At 71.4% G+C, this 16,691-nt stretch carries 14 protein-coding genes; 5 read left to right on the forward strand and 9 right to left on the reverse strand.

The genetic code is table 11. The features are described 5' to 3' along the window. The first annotated feature begins 274 nt into the window (after positions 1-274). The gene (locus tag ACZ4IF_RS38350; RefSeq protein ID WP_467571814.1) at positions 275-2,350 is read left to right on the forward strand and encodes a hypothetical protein; all 2,076 of its coding nucleotides are present in this window, start codon (positions 275-277) and stop codon (positions 2,348-2,350) included. Positions 2,351-2,475: 125 nt separating this feature from the next. Next, complete coding sequence (locus ACZ4IF_RS38355; RefSeq protein ID WP_467571817.1) at positions 2,476-2,925, forward strand: GNAT family N-acetyltransferase; 450 nt, start codon at positions 2,476-2,478, stop codon at positions 2,923-2,925. A 208-nt stretch (positions 2,926-3,133) separates the two neighbouring features. Here ACZ4IF_RS38355 and ACZ4IF_RS38360 read toward each other — a convergent pair whose 3' ends face one another. After that, positions 3,134-3,268: a hypothetical protein gene (locus tag ACZ4IF_RS38360; protein WP_359492661.1), complete on the reverse strand. Its 135-nt coding sequence runs from the start codon at positions 3,266-3,268 to the stop codon at positions 3,134-3,136. Positions 3,269-3,405: 137 nt separating this feature from the next. Here ACZ4IF_RS38360 and ACZ4IF_RS38365 point away from each other — a divergent pair, with 137 nt between their 5' ends. Then, positions 3,406-4,020 (forward strand): class I SAM-dependent methyltransferase, encoded by a 615-nt coding sequence (locus tag ACZ4IF_RS38365; RefSeq protein ID WP_467571820.1) that lies wholly within the window; start codon positions 3,406-3,408, stop codon positions 4,018-4,020. A gap of 103 nt (positions 4,021-4,123) precedes the next feature. Here ACZ4IF_RS38365 and ACZ4IF_RS38370 read toward each other — a convergent pair whose 3' ends face one another. Then, positions 4,124-4,624 carry a ribonuclease FAU-1 family protein gene (locus ACZ4IF_RS38370; RefSeq protein ID WP_467571822.1) on the reverse strand — a complete coding sequence of 167 codons (501 nt, stop codon included), beginning with the start codon at positions 4,622-4,624 and terminating at the stop codon, positions 4,124-4,126. Further along, the gene (locus ACZ4IF_RS38375) at positions 4,605-5,534 is read right to left on the reverse strand and encodes a GNAT family N-acetyltransferase (RefSeq protein WP_467571824.1); all 930 of its coding nucleotides are present in this window, start codon (positions 5,532-5,534) and stop codon (positions 4,605-4,607) included. The genes ACZ4IF_RS38370 and ACZ4IF_RS38375 overlap by 20 nt, the downstream gene beginning before the upstream one ends. A gap of 70 nt (positions 5,535-5,604) precedes the next feature. Between ACZ4IF_RS38375 and ACZ4IF_RS38380 the strand changes: the two genes are divergently transcribed. Continuing rightward, the gene (locus ACZ4IF_RS38380) at positions 5,605-5,973 is read left to right on the forward strand and encodes a GntR family transcriptional regulator (protein WP_467571827.1); all 369 of its coding nucleotides are present in this window, start codon (positions 5,605-5,607) and stop codon (positions 5,971-5,973) included. Positions 5,974-6,151: 178 nt separating this feature from the next. Here ACZ4IF_RS38380 and ACZ4IF_RS38385 read toward each other — a convergent pair whose 3' ends face one another. Next, a complete protein-coding gene (locus ACZ4IF_RS38385) occupies positions 6,152-6,904 on the reverse strand; it encodes a DUF72 domain-containing protein (protein WP_467571829.1) in 753 nt (250 codons plus the stop codon). Between the two features lie 97 nt (positions 6,905-7,001). Continuing rightward, positions 7,002-8,096 carry a DUF5925 domain-containing protein gene (locus ACZ4IF_RS38390; protein WP_095933287.1) on the reverse strand — a complete coding sequence of 365 codons (1,095 nt, stop codon included), beginning with the start codon at positions 8,094-8,096 and terminating at the stop codon, positions 7,002-7,004. A gap of 167 nt (positions 8,097-8,263) precedes the next feature. Between ACZ4IF_RS38390 and ACZ4IF_RS38395 the strand changes: the two genes are divergently transcribed. Next, a complete protein-coding gene (locus tag ACZ4IF_RS38395; RefSeq protein WP_467571832.1) occupies positions 8,264-9,685 on the forward strand; it encodes a GH39 family glycosyl hydrolase in 1,422 nt (473 codons plus the stop codon). A gap of 134 nt (positions 9,686-9,819) precedes the next feature. Here ACZ4IF_RS38395 and ACZ4IF_RS38400 read toward each other — a convergent pair whose 3' ends face one another. The 4 genes from ACZ4IF_RS38400 to ACZ4IF_RS38415 are packed head-to-tail and all read right to left on the reverse strand — an operon-like array spanning position 9,820 to position 16,289. Next, a complete protein-coding gene (locus ACZ4IF_RS38400; protein WP_467571834.1) occupies positions 9,820-13,674 on the reverse strand; it encodes a lipopolysaccharide biosynthesis protein in 3,855 nt (1,284 codons plus the stop codon). After that, entirely contained in the window at positions 13,667-14,440 is a 774-nt protein-coding gene (locus ACZ4IF_RS38405) for a polysaccharide deacetylase family protein (protein ID WP_467572004.1), read from the reverse strand. Before ACZ4IF_RS38405 ends, ACZ4IF_RS38400 begins: the two co-directional genes overlap by 8 nt. A 20-nt stretch (positions 14,441-14,460) precedes the next feature. Then, on the reverse strand, positions 14,461-15,474 hold the full coding sequence (locus tag ACZ4IF_RS38410) for a glycosyltransferase family 2 protein (protein WP_467571836.1): 1,014 nt from the start codon (positions 15,472-15,474) through the stop codon (positions 14,461-14,463). Beyond that, positions 15,471-16,289 carry a glycosyltransferase family 2 protein gene (locus ACZ4IF_RS38415; RefSeq protein ID WP_467571839.1) on the reverse strand — a complete coding sequence of 273 codons (819 nt, stop codon included), beginning with the start codon at positions 16,287-16,289 and terminating at the stop codon, positions 15,471-15,473. The genes ACZ4IF_RS38410 and ACZ4IF_RS38415 overlap by 4 nt, the downstream gene beginning before the upstream one ends. Positions 16,290-16,691: the final 402 nt, after the last annotated feature.

The raw sequence follows: 16,691 nt of genomic DNA on the forward strand, positions 1-16,691 counted from the left end.
AGGCCGAACATTCCCGGGTGCAACGGCAGCGGGACGGCCTTGAGGGGCGCACGGCGGGCCGCGGAGGACCGGTGGGGCGGCGCTGGAGGTGACGTCGGACACCGCTGGGTAAATTTCAGCCCACCCGCCGGTAGATTCCCGCTATCGAGCGGATAAAGTCCGACCACCTTTTTGAAGAGAGAACATCCGCACACAGCTGCTTCCGGCCGGGGTCGTCCGATCGTGCCGGTCGGCGAGCGCGCGCGAGGATGTTGAGTTGCCTGGAGCCCCCCAAGTGTCAGCATCGCCCCTGCCCGCCCGGTTGCGCACCGCAGCGGCACGTTTCTTCCTGCCCACAGTGCTCGCGGTGTCGTTCGCCGTTCAGGCGGTGGGCGCCTTCCTGCCCTCCGTCCCCCTCCTCGTGGCCTCCGCGGCCGTCGGACTCGCGGCGGACATCGCCCTGCACCGGTGGCAGCGCAGCATGGCCGCCGCCCTCGGCAAGCTGCACGCCACCGTCTTCGTGCGTCAAGTGGTCCGGGACCTCCTGATGGTGGCCGGCCTGATCCGTATCGAGGATCAGGACTACGAGAAGAAGTACCTGGCTCTCGTCTGCGGCCTGCTGCTCTTCTACGCCCTGCACTCCGCCTGCCAGGCGCTCGCGATTCTCGTGCGCCGCACCCGCACCCTGCCCGTGGTGACCCGGAACATCGACGCCTCGGCGCTGCGGCTGAGCGCCGCTCCGCCGGCGCTGCTGATGAGCCGCTCCGGGCAGCGGCTCCTCCTGCTCGGCCTGCCCTCGGCGGCCGGCCTCGTGATCACCGCGGCGGGTGGCTCGGCCCGGTGGGCCGCCGCGGGAATCGGCCTGTCCGTCGCCTGCGCGACGGTGGCCGTCGGCATGCTGGCCGTGCGGCTGAGCCGGGGACGCAGGCCGGTGACGAGCGAGCAGGCGCTGGAGTGGTTCGAGGCGTGGCTCGCCGAGTACCGCCCGACCGTGGGCATGTACTTCTCCGGCGGGACGAGCTCGGCCTACCAGGCGAACATGTGGCTGGAGCCGCTGGCCCGGCTGGAGGGCCGCCCGCTGATCGTGCTGCGTGAGCGCTTCATGGTGAAGCACATCGCGTCCACCGACATCCCGATCGTGTGCCTGCCGAAGGTCGCCGACCTGATGAGGCTGGAGCACTCCTCGCTGAAGACGCTGATCCACCCGTCGAACTCGGGGAAGACCTCGCAGGTGCTGCGGATCCCCACCATCAAGCACGCGTTCGTCAATCACGGCGAGAGCGACAAGCTGTCCAGCTGCAACCCGTACGCGAAGGCCTACGACGAGGTGTGGGTGGCCGGTCCCGCGGCACGCGAACGGTACGCCCTGGCGGACGTGGGCGTCGACGACCGGGACGTCGTGGAGATCGGGCGTCCGCAGTTGGACGCCATCGAGCCGTACTCCGGTGCGCCCGCGGGCCCGTACACCACCGTCCTCTACGCCCCCACGTGGGAGGGCTGGGACGGCAACCCGGGCAACACCTCGGTCGTCGAGGCCGGCGAGAACATCGTCCGCGCCCTCCTCGCCGATCCTCGCGTCCGTCTCCTGTACAAGCCGCACCCGCTGACCGGATCGGTCGATCCCCGGGCGGGAGCCGCGAACACCCGGATCCAGGAGATGATCCGCGCCGCGAACGACATGCGGGCCGCGGAGCACGCCGACGAGCGGCCCGCGCCCTCCGCGGCGGCGGAACTCGCCCGGCGGACCGCCGAACTCGACGCCCTGACCACGTCCTCGTTCCGGGCGAGCGCGGACGACGCGGAACGGATGCTCGTGCAGACGGTGCCCGCACCCGGCCGGGCCGCGGCCGTGGCCGCCGCGACCGCCGCCTGGGAAGCCGCGTACTGGGCCTCGTTCCCGGCGTGGGAGCACCGGATCGTCGTCGGGGCGCGGCCGAACGTCTACGCCTGCTTCAACAGGGCCGACCTGCTGGTCAGCGACGTCTCCAGCGTCATATCCGACTATCTGGCGAGCGAGAAGCCCTACGCCGTCGCCAACACCAGCGGGCTCTCCGAGCAGGACTTCCGCGACACCTTCCCGACGGTCCGGGCCGGGGTCGTCCTCACTCCGGACGCCGCCGGTGTACCGGCTCTGCTGGAGACCGTGCGCGAGCCGCAGAAGGACACCTTCATCGAGGCTCGCAACGAGCTCAAGCAGCACCTGCTGGGCCCCTCCGACCCGCCGTCCGTCGTCCGCTTCGACGAGGCCGCCCGTGCGCTGTGCGCGGCGGCCGACGGACACCGGGCGGGCATGGCGCTGCGCACGCTCCCGGTCATCCCGGCTCAGCGCGAGGCGGCGGCGACGCCGGACGCCGAGCACGCCAGGGGTTGAGCACCGCCCCGCACCGGGGATCCCATGGTCGGCGCCGGAGATCTCGCGGCCGGCGCCGACGGGGGAGCCGGGCGGCGGCGCCGGGGGAGTACTGACGCCGTGATCAAGTAGGTAGCGTTCGCGGCATGACAGAAGAGGAGATCCGGCCGGCCGTCGCCGCCGACGTGCCGGCCGTGAAGGCCGTGATCGACACGGCGTTCCATCCGTACATCGCGCGCATCGGGCTGGTTCCCGCGCCCATGGAGGCGGATCACGCGGCGAACGTGGCCGCGGGCCATGTGTTCGTCACGGGGGAGCCGCTGACGGGGCTCGTCGTGGTCGAGGCGCGCGAGGACCACCTGTACCTCGACATCATCGCCGTCCGCCCCGACGCCCACGGCACGGGCGTGGGGCGCAGGCTCCTGCACTTCGTGGAGGCACACGCGCGTGAGCTCCGGCTCCCCGAGATCCGGCTGCTGACGAACGCGAAGATGTGGGAGAACCGGAAGATCTACCCGAAGTACGGGTACGAGGTCGTGGAGCGCCGCGTGGACGGCCCGTACGACCGGGTCCACTACCGCAAGCGGCTGGACTGAGCGTCCGGGCGGAGGCGGGTCACCGCAGTGCGGACGGACCGACGGCCGGGCGTCGGGCGGGTCACTGCGCGCGCGGACGGACCGCAGTTCCTGTCACCGGGCGGGACGGACCGGCGGCCCGGTGTCCGGCGCGGCGCACGTCCGGAGCGACGGCCCGGCCCGTTGTCACGGTCGGCCGTCACGATCCGGGGGTTGTCGGGCCGCCGGATCAGCCGTCCGGCCACCACGTTCGTGCGATGTCCTTCCGGACTTCGGGGCGCCCGGCGGGGCGCTCGTCGATGTCCTCCCGCACGCGGCGGGAGTCCGACTTCCTCTGGGGCTTCTGCACGGTCACACGGCGCATCGCTGCCTCCTTGTGCCTACCGATTTCCGCGGTCGTACGGAGGTAGACCCTTTCCGGGAGAGTTACTCATCGGCCGGGATCTGTCTGTGGCGCCAGTCACGAATCGACTGTCAGTGGCGGCTGTCACCCTGGGGCCCATGACGCATCACACTGACACGAATCCGGGAGCGGGCGTCGACTGGGACGCGGAGTCCGTCACCTTCGACGAGGAGCCCGACCACGGTCTGCGCGACCCGGTCGTACGCGAGGCGTGGGCGGCCAGGATGGCTGAGTGGCTGCCCCGTCCCGCGTCCGACGTCCTCGACGTCGGCTGCGGCACCGGCAGCCTGTCACTGCTCGCGTCCGAGCGCGGGCACCGGGTCACCGGGGTCGACGCCTCGCCCCGCATGGTCGAGCTCGCCCGCGCCAAACTGGCCGGTCGTGACGCGGTGTTCCTCCTCGGTGACGCGGCCGCACCGCCCGTCGGTGAGGAGCGGTTCGACGTGCTGATCTGCCGCCACGTGCTGTGGGCGCTGCCGGAACCCGGGCGCGTCCTGCGTCACTGGCACGGGCTGCTGCGCCCGGGAGGGCGGCTCGTGCTCGTCGAGGGCCGGTGGGGGCCCCTGAGTCCGGTCGGCCTGCCCGCCGAGCGGCTGGCCACCCTGGTGGAGCCCCTGGTGGCGGGTCTGACCGTGGAGCCGCTGTCGGGCGACGCGCGACTGTGGGGCCGCGAGGTCGACGACGAGCGGTACGCGGTGGTCGCCACCGTATGACCCCGGGGTGAGCCCCGCCCGGCGGGTACCGGGGCCGTCGTCGGAGCCAGGCCGGATCAGGCCGTGGCGCGCGTCGCGGACCCGGGCCGATCCGAACGACCCCCTAGTCCAGCAGGGACTCGAAGTCGCCCTCGCGAGCGAGGCGTTCGAGCTCGTCCAGGGCGTGCTCGGCGGCGGTGGCGGCCTCCGGGTCGGTGGTCGCCAGACCGCCGGCCGCGAACTCGTCCTCGTCCAGGCGCAGTACGGTCCTGCCGTCGGCCGAGCGCCACAGGTCGAGGTCGAGGTCCTCGACGATCAGCTCGTCGCCGGAGACCGTCGCCGGGCGCGTGATGTCGCAGTACCAGCCCTTGAGCACGCCCTCGGCGTCGCGGACCTCCTTCACCGAGTACCAGCGGTCGCGCCAGTAGTGCTCGGTGAAGACGTCGCCCCGCTCGAACCGCACGAAGCCGAAGTCGCGGGCGTCGTCGCCCGCCCACGGGGCACGCACGGTGACCCGGTTGCCGTCGTCCCGCAGCAGCTCGGCCGGGTAACTGATCTTCGTACGCCCGTACTTGACGAGAACGACCCTCAACGAGCGCCGTTCGTCAGACGAGTTCGCGGGCATACGTCACCTCCGTCGCGCAGATCTTGTAGCCCAGCCACCGGTTGATCGCGAGCATCGGGCCGTTCCCCGAGTCGTTGCCCGTGAAGGCCTGTGCGAAGCCGGCGGCGCGGGCGCGGTGCAGGGAGTGGTTCTTGGCGAGCTTGGCCAGGCCGCGGCCACGGAAGGCGCGGGCGGTGCCTGTCATCACCGTGCCGTAGCGCGTGCCGCCGTCGGTGCGGGCCGCACTGAACGCGGCGGGCCGGCCGTCGACCACGGCCACCGACGTCAGCTCATGACTGAGGAGAGGGTGGTGCCAGGTCTCCTTCAGCCATGCGTCATAGTCCGTGAACTCGCGGTCGAGATCGCTCGGTTCGTCCAGCAGCGTCTCCGCGTCCAGTTCGAACAGCGGGCGCGGGTCGTCCGCGAAGTCCGCGGCGGTGCGCAGTTCGACGCCCGCGGGCGTCTCCTGGAGCGGCGGCAGGGGGGTGTTCGCCAGGTCGAAGCGGAGGAAGTGCGCGGAGCGGCCGGCGCGGTAGCCGCGCTTCTCGGCGAAGGCGCGGTCCGCGGGCCTGTCGAGCACCCATGTGTGCAGCTTCTTCGCGCCCAGGGCGCCGAGCCGTTCCTCTGCGGTGCTCACCAGCAGCGCGCCCGCGCCGCGTCCGGTCCGCTCCGGGTGCACATACACGGTGAGGGAGCCCTGACCCGGCTCGGGGCTGTCGTACACCATGCCCACCTGCGCGGTGCCGATCAGTTCGCCGTGCTCCTCGGCCAGCAACAGCCGGTAGTGGGAGTCCGGATGAGCGTGCTCCACGTCATGGGCGACGGACTCGGGCGTGAAGAGCATGAAGGGGAGCGCCAGGTGACGGATGCGGGCGAAACCCTCGGCGTCCGCCGGGTCTCCGAGGCGCAGCTCGCGGACGATCACTGTCATGGAGCCGCACGCTACGCGTGCGTCACGGCGGATGCCTCTCATTTTCGGGCGCGTACGGGACAATCGCTGCGTGACTTTGAAGATCCACATTCATGAGGGGGCCGCTCCTTACGAACAGGTGCGCGCCCAGATCTCCGAGCAGGCCCGTTCCGGTGCGCTGCCGGTCGGCTACAAGCTGCCCACGGTGCGGGGGCTCGCCGAGTCGCTCGGCCTGGCCGCCAACACCGTCGCCAAGGCGTACCGGGCCCTGGAGGCGGACGGGGTGATCGAGACGCGGGGGCGCAACGGCACGTTCGTGGCCGCCGCGGGCGACGCCGCCTCGCGCGAGGCCGCCACCGCGGCCCAGGGCTACGCCGAACGCGTACGCCGTCTCGGGCTCAGCGAGGAGGCGGCCCTCGACACCGCACGGGACGCCCTGCGGGCGGCGTACGGGGCCTAGGCGCTCCGCTGCGCGCTTGGCCGACGTCCGGGTGCGGCGCCGTCGTGGCTGGTCGCGCAGTTCCCCGCGCCGCTGCGGGGCACGGAGTCCGCGGTCGGGTGCGGCTCCCTTGTGGCTGGTCGCGCAGTTCCCCGCGCCGCTGCGGGGCGCGGGTGGACGGCGCCGTGCACGGGGAGCGCTACGGGGTGCGCGTGACGGTCAGTCCTGCCGCGCGTGCGGCGCGGGCGAAGGCGACCGCGTCGTGGACCGCCGCCCCGTTCGGATCGTTGTTGAAGTAGGCGTACACCTCATGGCCCTCGGGCCAGGCGTCCGCGATGCGCCCCGCCCACGACACCAGGGACCGCCGGCCGTAGTGCGGCCACTGCCGGGCGCGTCCCTCGTGGAAGCGGACGTAGCCCCATGCGGCGGTCCGCCACAGCGGGGTCACCGGCCGGGCCAGCACGTCGGCCCAGCACAGCGCCGCGCCCCGTGCCTCCAGCACCTCGCGTACCCGGGGCGTCCACCACGAGTCGTGACGCGGTTCCACGGCGACCCGGGTGCCCGACGGGAAGCGGGCGAGGCAGTCGTCGAGGAGTCCGGGGTCGGCGTGCAGCGTGGGCGGGAGCTGGAGCAGGACCGGTCCGAGACGGTCGCCGAGTCCTGCGGCGTGGTCCATCAGCCGGTGCACCGGCTCCTCCGGGTCGCGCAGCCGCTTGATGTGCGTCAGATAGCGGCTCGCCTTGACGGCCACGACGAAGCCGTCGGGGGTGCGCTCCCGCCAGTTCTCGAAGTTCTCGCGCGACGGCAGCCGGTAGAACGCGTTGTTGATCTCGACCGTCGCGAAGTGTGCCGCGTACTCCTCCAGCCAGAGCCGCAGGGGCAGTCCGTCCGGGTAGAGGACGCCGCGCCAGTCCTTGTACTGCCACCCCGACGTGCCGACGTACAGGGTCATGCCTCCATGAAAACACCGGACCGTCCGCCACACCCGGGCGCGGTGCGCGCCGCACCCGGGGTCGGCCTGCAGGGGTGCATCGCACCCGGGTCTCGGCCTACAGGTACAGCCCCGCGTCCGCGCCGTCGCGCTGGTCCGGCACCGATGTCGGGCTGGTGCCCCGGCGCAGCGCGTACAGCTCCGCGAGGGTCGCGCCGTCGCGCGGGACGCCCTCCTCCGTGCCGAGCCAGCCGACGGCCTCGGAGCGGGTCAGCGGCCCGACCTCGATACGGGCGAGGCAGCGGCCCGGGCGGACCACGGCGGGGTGCAGACGCTCCAGGTCCTCGTTGGTCGTGACGCCCACGAGCACGTTGCGGCCCTGGCCGAGCAGCCCGTCCGTGAGGTTCAGCAGACGGGACAGCGCCTGGCCCGCCGTGTGCTTCGCCTCGCCGCGGATCAGTTCGTCGCAGTCCTCCAGCAGGAGCAGCCGCCAGCGGCCCTTGCCCGTGGCGTCCTCCTCGCCGATCGCGATGTCCATCAGATAGCCGACGTCGGAGAAGAGCCGCTCGGGGTCGAGGACGCAGTCGACCTGGCACCAGTCGCGCCACGAACGGGCCAGTGTGCGCAGCGCCGAGGTCTTGCCGGTGCCGGGCGGGCCGTGCAGGAGCAGTAGCCGGCCTGCGATGTCCTCGGGGGTCGTCTTCATCAGGTGGTCCATCGCGTCGGCCACCGGCTCGGTGTAGTTGGCGCGGACCTCCTCCCACGTACCGGCCGAGATCTGGCGCGTCGTGCGGTACGGGCCGCGGCGCGGCGACACGTACCAGAACCCCATCGTCACGTTCTCCGGCTGCGGCTCGGGTTCGTCCGCGGCGCCGTCCGTCGCCTGGCCGAGCACCTTCTCGGCCAGCTCCGCGCTGGTGGCGGTCACGGTCACGTCGGCGCCGCGGTTCCAGCGGGAGACCAGGAGGGTCCAGCCGTCGCCCTCGGCGAGGGTCGCGCTGCGGTCGTCGTCGCGCGCGGAGCGCAGCACGCGGGCGCCCGGCGGGAGCAGGGTCGCCCCGGACCGTACGCGGTCGATGTTCGCCGCGTGCGAGTGCGGCTGCTCGCCCGTCGCGAAGCGGCCGAGGAACAGCGCGTCGACGACGTCCGACGGCGAGTCGCTGTCGTCGACGTTGAGCCGGATCGGCAGAGCGTCGTGTGGGTTGGCAGACATGCCGCCATGATCCGTCACACGGGCTTCGCATGCACCCGGTTTCCGTAGTGCGCCGCGAGTGTCACCCGAGGTCCGGTGCTTCCGGTGTGTCCCTTCCATCCTGTTACAGGGCTGTGCACTCACGGGATCTGTCCGACGGCCAAGGCCCACGGTTACTGTTGCCCATGATGGGACGTCATGGGTGGAATTCGGGGGCACGGCGGTGGCGGCTCACCGCGCTGCTCGGCGTCGGTGTGGCCGCTCTGGCCCTGGTGGTGACCCTGCTCAACACGCTTCCGGGGGACGGCGGGAGCACGGCCGGCACCACCCGTGACGGGGACAAGGTGCACGGCACGCCCGTCACCCCGCCCGGGTCGCCCCGGCCGGACGTGGGCTGGGGCTTCACGCACACCCAGTTCAGTGCCGACGAGGGCAGCGACGCCGCCGTCGAGCGGGCCGAGGGGCTGCTGGAGAAGCAGTCGGTGCCGCAGAACCAGCACATCATGGGCTGGGGCGCGGACAATCCCGAGCCGTCCGAGGGGCGTTACGACTTCTCCGCGATGGACCGGCGCATCGACTTCGTCCGCAAGACCGGTGGCACCCCGGTCGTCACCCTGTGCTGCGCACCGGACTGGATGAAGGGCGGCAAGGCGGGCGCCGGCAACACCGACTGGAGCCAGTCCTCCCTGGAGACGGCCCCGGAGCGGTCCCACTACAAGGACTTCGCCGCGCTCGCCGCGACCGTCGCCAAGCGCTATCCGGACGTACGCCACTTCATCGTCTGGAACGAGTTCAAGGGTTTCTGGAACAACAGCGAGGGCCGCTGGGACTACGAGGGCTACACCGAGCTCTACAACCTCGTCTACAAGGCGCTGAAGAAGGTCGACAAGGACATCATGGTCGGCGGGCCCTACCTGGTCATGGACAGCCTCGATCCGCGGCAGAAGGAAGGCGCGTCCACGACGGTGAAGGGCACCTGGGGAGCCATGGACCAGCGGGTCCTCGACGCCTTCGACTACTGGAACAAGAACAAGGCCGGAGCGGATTTCGTCGTCGTCGACGGTTCCAGCTACACCAATGACGACGAGATGCTGCCCGACGAGTTCGCGGCCACCGACAAACTCAGCGCGGTCGGGGAGTGGGTGCGGGCGCGCACCCACGACCTGCCGTTGTGGTGGGCCGAGTACTACGTCGAACCCGCCGACGGCAAGGACGAGCGCAACGGCTGGTCCGAGACCCACCGGGTGGCGGTCCAGGCCGCCGGCCTGATCGCGATGGTCAAGGGCGGCGCGTCGTCCGGCTTCTACTGGAATCCGGAGGACGAGAAGGGCACCGACTGCCCCGGCTGCCTGTGGACACCGACGGACACCGCCGGCGGGGGCGGGAAGCTCCCCATGTACGACCTGGTGACCCGCTTCGGCAAGGAGTTCGCACCGGGCACGACGTACAGGTCCGTGTCCGTCGCCGCGGACGACGTGCCCAACGTCCGCGTCCTCGCCACCGACAGGACCGTACTCGTGGTCAACACCCTCGACCGCTCGATCAGCGCGAAGGTCGACGGCAGACGGTTCGAGATGGGCGCGTACGAGGTGAAGTGGCTGACGCGCTGAGCCCCCGGTGCGTGGTGCGGGCGCCGCCGTGCTGAGCCCCCCGGTGCGTGGTGCGGGTGCCGCCGTGCCGAGCCGCACGAGCGAGGGGGCTCGCGCGGAGAACCGCGCGAGCCCCCTCGTCCTCGGCACGGGCGCTACTTCATGGTCAGGAACCGTTGCACCATCGAGGCCAGCAGCACCGCGAGCAGCGGCAGCGAGAACCAGAAGCTGCTCTGCAGCCACCGCAGTTGCCGCACGCTCGGCCGGGCCGCGACACGGACGACCTCCCGGGCGGCCAGCAGCACGATGAGCGCGATCGCCGCCAGGCCGCCCACGACCGACCACGGCGTCCAGGTGACCTGGGGCCCGATCGGTCCGGGCTCGGCCTTCTCGACCTTGCCCGCGGGCCGCTTGCGCAGCTCGTACATGGTGACGTCGTCGTTGGCCAGGACCTTCTTCAGCTCCTGGCGGTCGTCGAGGTTGCTGATCAGCCGCGACTCCCACGTCGCCGAATAGCCCACGTCCAGTTCGAGGTAGACCACCTGACTGCGGTTGATCATCAGGTACGAGTTCGGGCCCGCGTCCTTGAGGGCCTTCACGAGCCCGGAGACCAGCACCGGGTCGGCGGGCGCCGGCGTGGGCACGTACTGAACCTTCTCCATGTCCTTCGCGCCCCACGGCATCGCCGGCGTCACGTTGTCGACCGTGTCGTTGCTCAGCCACAGCAGCCGTACCGTCGGATCGTCGTGCTCGTACACGTAGTTCATGGCCGCGACCTCGCCCGACCTGATCCGCTCGAAGGGCTCGTTGCCCCAACGGGCCACCAGGAAGCCGCCCATGAGCAGCAGTCCGGCCATCAGGGCGGCGACCGGCGCGAGGCTCACCCGGTCCCGCTCGCGCTCCTTCGCGGTGATGCCGGTGCGCGGGAAGAACGCGAGTCCGGCCAGCAGGGCCGCGCCCGGCAGCGCGAACATGAAGACCCGCAGGGCCATCTCGCCGCCGTACGACTGCATGCCGAAGCCGAGGAACGGTACGAAGGTGAGGACGAGCAGGGACCGCTCGCGGTACTTGTGGTCGCGCCGCCGCCACCAGCCCCAGCAGGCGAACGCCATCACGCCGCCCGCGAGCAGGACGCGGGTGTACAGGACGAGCTTGTGCGAGGAACTGCCGCCCTGGATGCGCCCGGAGACCGATGTCGACACATTGCTGCCCACGCCGCCGACGCCGCCGAACAGATCGTCGAAGTGCCCCGACCAGTAGGGCTCGGCCATGAAGCTCAGCCAGACCGCGACCAGCACGGCGAACAGGATGGGCAGGCCGCGCAGTTCGCAGCGGCCGATGAGCACGAGGACCGCGAGGACGCCCAGCATCACGAACGGGGTCAGCTGGTGCGCGGGCACGGTCGCCGCGAACAGCCCCGTCAGGACCATGAGGAGCACGGCCTGCTGGCGGCGGTTCGTCGGCTCGACCTCCGCCTCGCCGGGACGCGCCTTCGTCCACAGCACCCGCGGGGCCCGGAACCACACGAGCAGGATGGCCACGAAGACGAGGTACAGCAGATAGGTGAAGCCCTGCGGTGAGAAGTAGTCCTGGCCGACCCAGCCGCTCAGCGCGAAGATCCAGATGCCGGTCCACTTGGCGCGCCAGCCGGCCCGCAGGGAGCGCACCAGCAGGAACATCGGGGCCAGATACAGCAGTTGGACGGTCAGCGGCCACCAGCGGATGACCTCCGTGAGGTCGCCGACCCCGCACGCCTTCGCGACGAACGCGGCCACCGCGAAGAAGCCCGGCCAGCTCCAGCGGGCGTCCAGGTCGGGCACCGCGGACCCGGTCCGGTCGATGTAGTCGAGGAAGCCGAGGTGCTGCCACGCCGTCGCGAACCGCGGCTCGGTCTCGATCGCCGCGGGCAGCGCGTGCAGCGACACCACGGTGGCGAGCAGCGTGAGGCACAGCAGCCCGCGGTGCTCGCGGGCGGTCCACAGCAGCGACGCGAAGACGACGATCAGCAGGGCGGCCCCGACCAGGGTCGGGAGCGGCAGTACGGAGATGAGGCCCAGGCCGCCCATCTCGTCGAGCGATCGGTCGTCCAGGGCGAGTGCCGGGACCCAGTACAGCAGCAGCGCCGAGATCAGCAGGCAGCCGAGGACCACACCGGGTCTGGTGGGGTGCCGCAGCCGTTCGCGCAGCGACGGCAGGGTGTCGTCCGGCGGCTGCGGCGGGTCCGCGTCCGGCCACGGCGCGGCCGCGGAGACGTTCGGCACCGGCTCGCGTGCCATCGCGGCGACACCGTCCGTGCCGTGCGTCTCGAACGGCGCGTCGACCTCGGGTGCCTCCGCCGGACCCAGCGACGCCTCGGAACCCGGTTCGCGCGCCTCGACGGGCAGCCCGACCGAGGGGCCGGGCTGCGCCCGCAGCGCCCAGGTCGGCCGGTGCTCCGGCCGTGCCCTGGGTGTCCCGGTGGGCGGGGTGCCCGGGCCCGGCCGTACGTCCGGCCTGCGCTCCTGGTGGTCGAAGTCGACGTGGACCCCCAGGGCGAGGGTGTCCGCGTCCAGCGCCCACGCGGGCCCGTGCCGCCCGTCGCGGGGCTTGGCGGGGGGAGCCTCGCGGGCCCCCAGGTCGGCGAGGTCGCCGTCCGGCGCGGCGTCCGCGGGCAGTTCTGCGGGCGGCGCGGTGCGCACGATCCGGTACAGCTTGGGGGCGGCGATCATGACGATCACCGCGAGGCTGGAGATCTCCGCGACGCCGGCGCCGGTCAGGCCCATCCGGGGCAGCAGGAGCACGGTCAGGCCGAGGACCAGGACGCACAGCAGGCCCTGCAACCAGGCCAGTCCGGCGGTCCGGCTCTGCGCGCGCAGGACCGCGAAGTACGTCTCCATCACGACCCGCAGCACCGCGCCGACGGCGAACCAGCGCAGCAGCGGGGTGGCCGCGTGCGCGTACCCGTCGCCGAAGACGTGCAGGATGAACGGGGCGGCGAGGAACAGCAGTCCGCACACCGGCAGCATGATCCGGGCCATGCGCTTGAGGGCGGCCCGGGTGTTGGCGGCCAGCCGCGCCGGGTCGTGCGAGCCCTCGACGGTCAGCGAGGCTCCCATGTTGATCGCCAGCAGGTTGACCGTGCCGCCGATCGTGGTGGTGATGTAGAAGTAGGCGTTGTCGGTGGAGCTGACCTGCGACGCGATGATCACCGGGACGAGGTAGACCACGGCGAGCGAGAAGAGGGAGCCCGTGTAGTCCCCGGCGAGGAAGCGGCCGATCTCCTTGAGGGAGGGCGGTTTCGCGTGGTCCTCGGTGGCCTTCACATGACGGGGCACCAGTCGCCGGAACACCAGCAGGCCGAGCGGCACCACCGACAGGGCGATCGCGGCGACCCAGGAGACGAAGACGCCCGTCGTGGGGATCGCGGCGGCGAGACAGACGAGCAGCAGCAGTTTGGCCGCGGAGAACACGGTGTTGCCCACCGGCACCCACAGGGCGCTGCGCAGCCCGGTCAGCACGCCGTCCTGGAGCGTCAGCAAGGACCACGCGACGACCGCGAGGACGAACCCGAGGCCGTTGAGCGGCCCGTGCAGGAAGCGGTACGACGGGCCCCACAGGTTGAGCGTGAGTAGGAAGACCCCGGCGGCCAGCGCCACGATCACCGAACTTCCCGCGTACGTACGCAGGATCATGCGCCCGGTGCTGCGCCCGGCGATCGGGATGAAGCGGGCCAGCGCGCCCGTCAGCGTGACCGCGGTGAGGCCGGCGAGGAGCTTCATCGCGGCGATGGCGGCGGAGCCCTGGCCGACCGCCGACTCGGAGTAGTAGCGGGCCGCGATCAGCCAGTAGCCGAGCCCGAGCACGGCGGAGATGCCGGTGTTCAGCATCAGTGCGTAGGCGTTGCGGAACAGCTGGTTGCCGCCGCCGGCGCCCTTGCCCTTCCGGCCGGGCAGGCGGAAGCGGCGCGTCGGCGGCTGCTCGGGCGCCTCGGCGGGCGTGGAGGCCTGGGCTGTGGTCGTCGTGTCAGACACGGGAACGGATGGCCTTCCGGCGGACCTGTCGTGCTCTTCGGACCATGGCGTACCCCTTGGTGAGGGCGCGGTCCCGGGCGAAGGTGCGGGTGATGGCACGGCCTTCGACGAGCTGCTCGAACTCCTCGATGCCGGTCGTGCGGCGCACGGTGACGCGTTGCAGGGCGTACGGGCCCTGGCGGCGGCGCGCGAGGGCGTTGCCGACGGCGAGCGACTGGGCGAAACCGGCCTCCCGCACCGTACGGCGCACCCTGCGGCTGGAATATCCGTACGGGTAGGCGAACGAGACCGGGCGCGCGCCCAGTTCGTCGGCGATGATCTCTTTGCAGCGCAGCAGCTCGGACCAGAGCGCCTCGTCGGTGATCTGGTCCAGCTCCGGGTGGGTGTGGCTGTGGCCGCCGATCTCCACCTGTTCCCCGGCGAGTTCGCGCACCTGGTCCCAGTCGAGCATGGCGTCGAGGCCGCCCCCGGTGTCGTACGGGCCCCTGAGCCAGCCGGTGGAGACGAACAGGGTCGAGGCGAAGCCGTGCTTGGCGAGCACGGGCAGCGCGTGCCGGTGCACGCCCTCGTAGCCGTCGTCGAAGGTGATCAGCACGGGACGGACGGGCAGCGTGGCCCCCGACCGCCAGGCGGCGGCCAGCCGCGCCGTGTCGACCGGGGTGAAGCCCCGGTCGCCGAGCAGCGCCATCTGCTCGGTGAACGCCTCGGGCGCGACGGACAGGCCTCGGGTCGCGTCGTTCGGGGAGTGGGCGATCGAGTGGTACATCAGGATCGGGACCGGTTCGTTCACGCCGCCACCCCCTCGCCCTCGCGGCCGTCCTCGATCCTGCCCACCGGGACCACCGAGAACACGGCGCCGCCCTTGCGTGCCCGGACGCTCCCGAGGACGTAACCGCCGGCCGCGGTGAGCACCCCCGCGACGATCGCGCCCGCGCGGCCCGCGCCGCCCGGGCGGGCCAGCGCCGCGTCGCGCAGTCCGCGCAGGACGCCGGCCGGCAGCACCCTGGTCGTGTAGCGGCGCTCCGACTCGAGTCCCTTGTCGGCACCGACACTTCGCGCGACGAGCGCCTTCGACAGGCCCTCGGCGTACGCGCGCGTGCGGAAGTACCGGAAGTGCTCGCGCACCTCGGGCACCCGGTGGTGGATGACCGCCCGGTCGTCGATCATCAGGACCGCGTCGGGCCGGGCGCGGGTGAGCCGGATGCACAGCTCGGTCTCCTCGCAGCCCAGCGGACGCTTGTCGCCGTCCCGGCCGATGCCGGTGGCGAAACCGCCCGCCGCGTCGAACGCCGTTCGACGGAAGGAGGCGTTGCCGCCCAGGACGTTGCGCACACGCACACGGCCCGGCGGCAGCCCCTTGTACGTGCAGCCGACCACCCAGTCGAACTCCTCGGGGAACCAGGCCGGCCGGCGGCCCGACGCCCAGATCGGCATCGTCCGGCCGCCGACGGCCATGACTCGAGGGTCCGCGTACCCCTCGGCGAAGTGCCGCAGCCAGTCCCGCTCGGCCACCGCGTCGTCGTCGAGGAAGGCGATGATCTCGCCGCGCGAGGCGGCGATCCCGGTGTTGCGGCCCGCGGACAGGCCGCGGGGGCCCGCGTTGGCGAGCACCCGCACCGCATCGGTCTCCTTGTACTCCCTGGTCAGCCGCCCCAGGAGCGTGACGTTGTGGTCCACGACGAGGAGCGTCTCCAGGGCGGGCAGCGACTGCGCCCGCACCGAGGAGACCGCCGCGAGGATGTCCTCCCAGCGGTCCTCGGTGTAGACGCAGATCACCACGGAGATGTCCGGCACGCTCAAGACATCTCTCCCTGGCCCGAGTCGAGCTGGGCGGCGTGCGGCCTGCGGCGCAGCGCGCGCCGGTTGGAACGCTCCTTGAGGATCACCTTGAGCACCCGGAACCCGTCCCGCACGGCGCGCAGATTGCTCTTGCCGTGGATGCGGAGGTACTCGTGGCTGGGGATCTCCTGCACCTTGAGACCGGCCTTGACCACCCGGATGTTCATCAGGGTCTCGACCTCGAAGCCGGTGCAGTCCAGCTCGATCTTGTCGAGGCAGTGCCGCCAGAACGCGTTGTAGCCGTAGCAGAGGTCGGTGTAACGGGCGCCGAACTTGGCGTTGACGGTCGCGCACAGGACTCTGTTGCCGAGCTTGCGGATCGGTGTCATGTCGGAGGTGCCGCCGCCGTTGGCGAAGCGCGAGCCCTTGGCGAAGTCGGCTCCGGACACCAGCGCGGACACGTATGACACGATCTCCTGACCGTCCGCCGAGCCGTCCGCGTCGACCATCACGATGATGTCGCCGGTGCACGCCTCGAATCCGGTGATCAGGGCGTCGCCCTTGCCCTTTCCGCGCTGCTCGACGACCTTGACGTCGGGCCACAGGTCACGGGCCACTTCGACGGTGTTGTCGGTGGAATTGCCGTCGACAAGAACGACTTCGTGTATCCAGTCGGGAAGCGTCTTGAAGACGTACGGGAGATTCTCGGCCTCATTCATGGCGGGAATGACGACACTCACCGGAGGCGCAATGGCCAGGTGAGAAGAGATCGGCCGGTACTTGCGTGCCATTGACGGATCTTGGCCCGAAAAGGCGGGCCGCAGGACTGAGCTCATGAGTCTGGTCCCTCTCGTCCGGTGGACCGCCCGCCCCTGGGCGGTCCGGCTCTTTGTCCGGTTCGAAAGGGGGGTTCTCACTTGAGCATGACGAAATGGATCTCCGTGCATGCCGCGTGAGCTTGCAAAGCTGGCCGGTCCCGGAATCGGGAACCGGTCGCGCGGCACGACTCGGCATACGTCTGGCCACCGAGTACGGCACCCCCCAACCGCGCCCCGCGCCGGGAACCATCGCGGTCCTTGAGCCCTCCCCTAGAGCCGCTGATGATGGACCGATGCGGGTGAGATGTACGACGGTATTGACGATTGAGTCTGTATGGCAAGACCTGGAACGAGGCCTCACGTTTTTGTTGGTTTGGCCGTTACCTAACGACTCGAACGGATTTTCCTCATCCGTTTGCG

Source organism: Streptomyces sp. NPDC025784 (assembly GCF_055558435.1).

What these genes read in the sequence shown, in the direction of transcription:
- ACZ4IF_RS38355 (WP_467571817.1), top strand. Translation starts at nt 2,476, where the DNA reads ATGACAGAAGAGGAGATCCGGCCGGCCGTCGCCGCCGACGTGCCGGCC.
- ACZ4IF_RS38360 (WP_359492661.1), bottom strand. Translation starts at nt 3,268, where the DNA reads ATGCGCCGTGTGACCGTGCAGAAGCCCCAGAGGAAGTCGGACTCCCGC.
- ACZ4IF_RS38365 (WP_467571820.1), top strand. Translation starts at nt 3,406, where the DNA reads ATGACGCATCACACTGACACGAATCCGGGAGCGGGCGTCGACTGGGAC.
- ACZ4IF_RS38370 (WP_467571822.1), bottom strand. Translation starts at nt 4,624, where the DNA reads ATGCCCGCGAACTCGTCTGACGAACGGCGCTCGTTGAGGGTCGTTCTC.
- ACZ4IF_RS38375 (WP_467571824.1), bottom strand. Translation starts at nt 5,534, where the DNA reads ATGACAGTGATCGTCCGCGAGCTGCGCCTCGGAGACCCGGCGGACGCC.
- ACZ4IF_RS38385 (WP_467571829.1), bottom strand. Translation starts at nt 6,904, where the DNA reads ATGACCCTGTACGTCGGCACGTCGGGGTGGCAGTACAAGGACTGGCGC.
- ACZ4IF_RS38390 (WP_095933287.1), bottom strand. Translation starts at nt 8,096, where the DNA reads ATGTCTGCCAACCCACACGACGCTCTGCCGATCCGGCTCAACGTCGAC.
- ACZ4IF_RS38395 (WP_467571832.1), top strand. Translation starts at nt 8,264, where the DNA reads ATGGGACGTCATGGGTGGAATTCGGGGGCACGGCGGTGGCGGCTCACC.
- ACZ4IF_RS38405 (WP_467572004.1), bottom strand. Translation starts at nt 14,440, where the DNA reads ATGTACCACTCGATCGCCCACTCCCCGAACGACGCGACCCGAGGCCTG.
- ACZ4IF_RS38415 (WP_467571839.1), bottom strand. Translation starts at nt 16,289, where the DNA reads ATGAGCTCAGTCCTGCGGCCCGCCTTTTCGGGCCAAGATCCGTCAATG.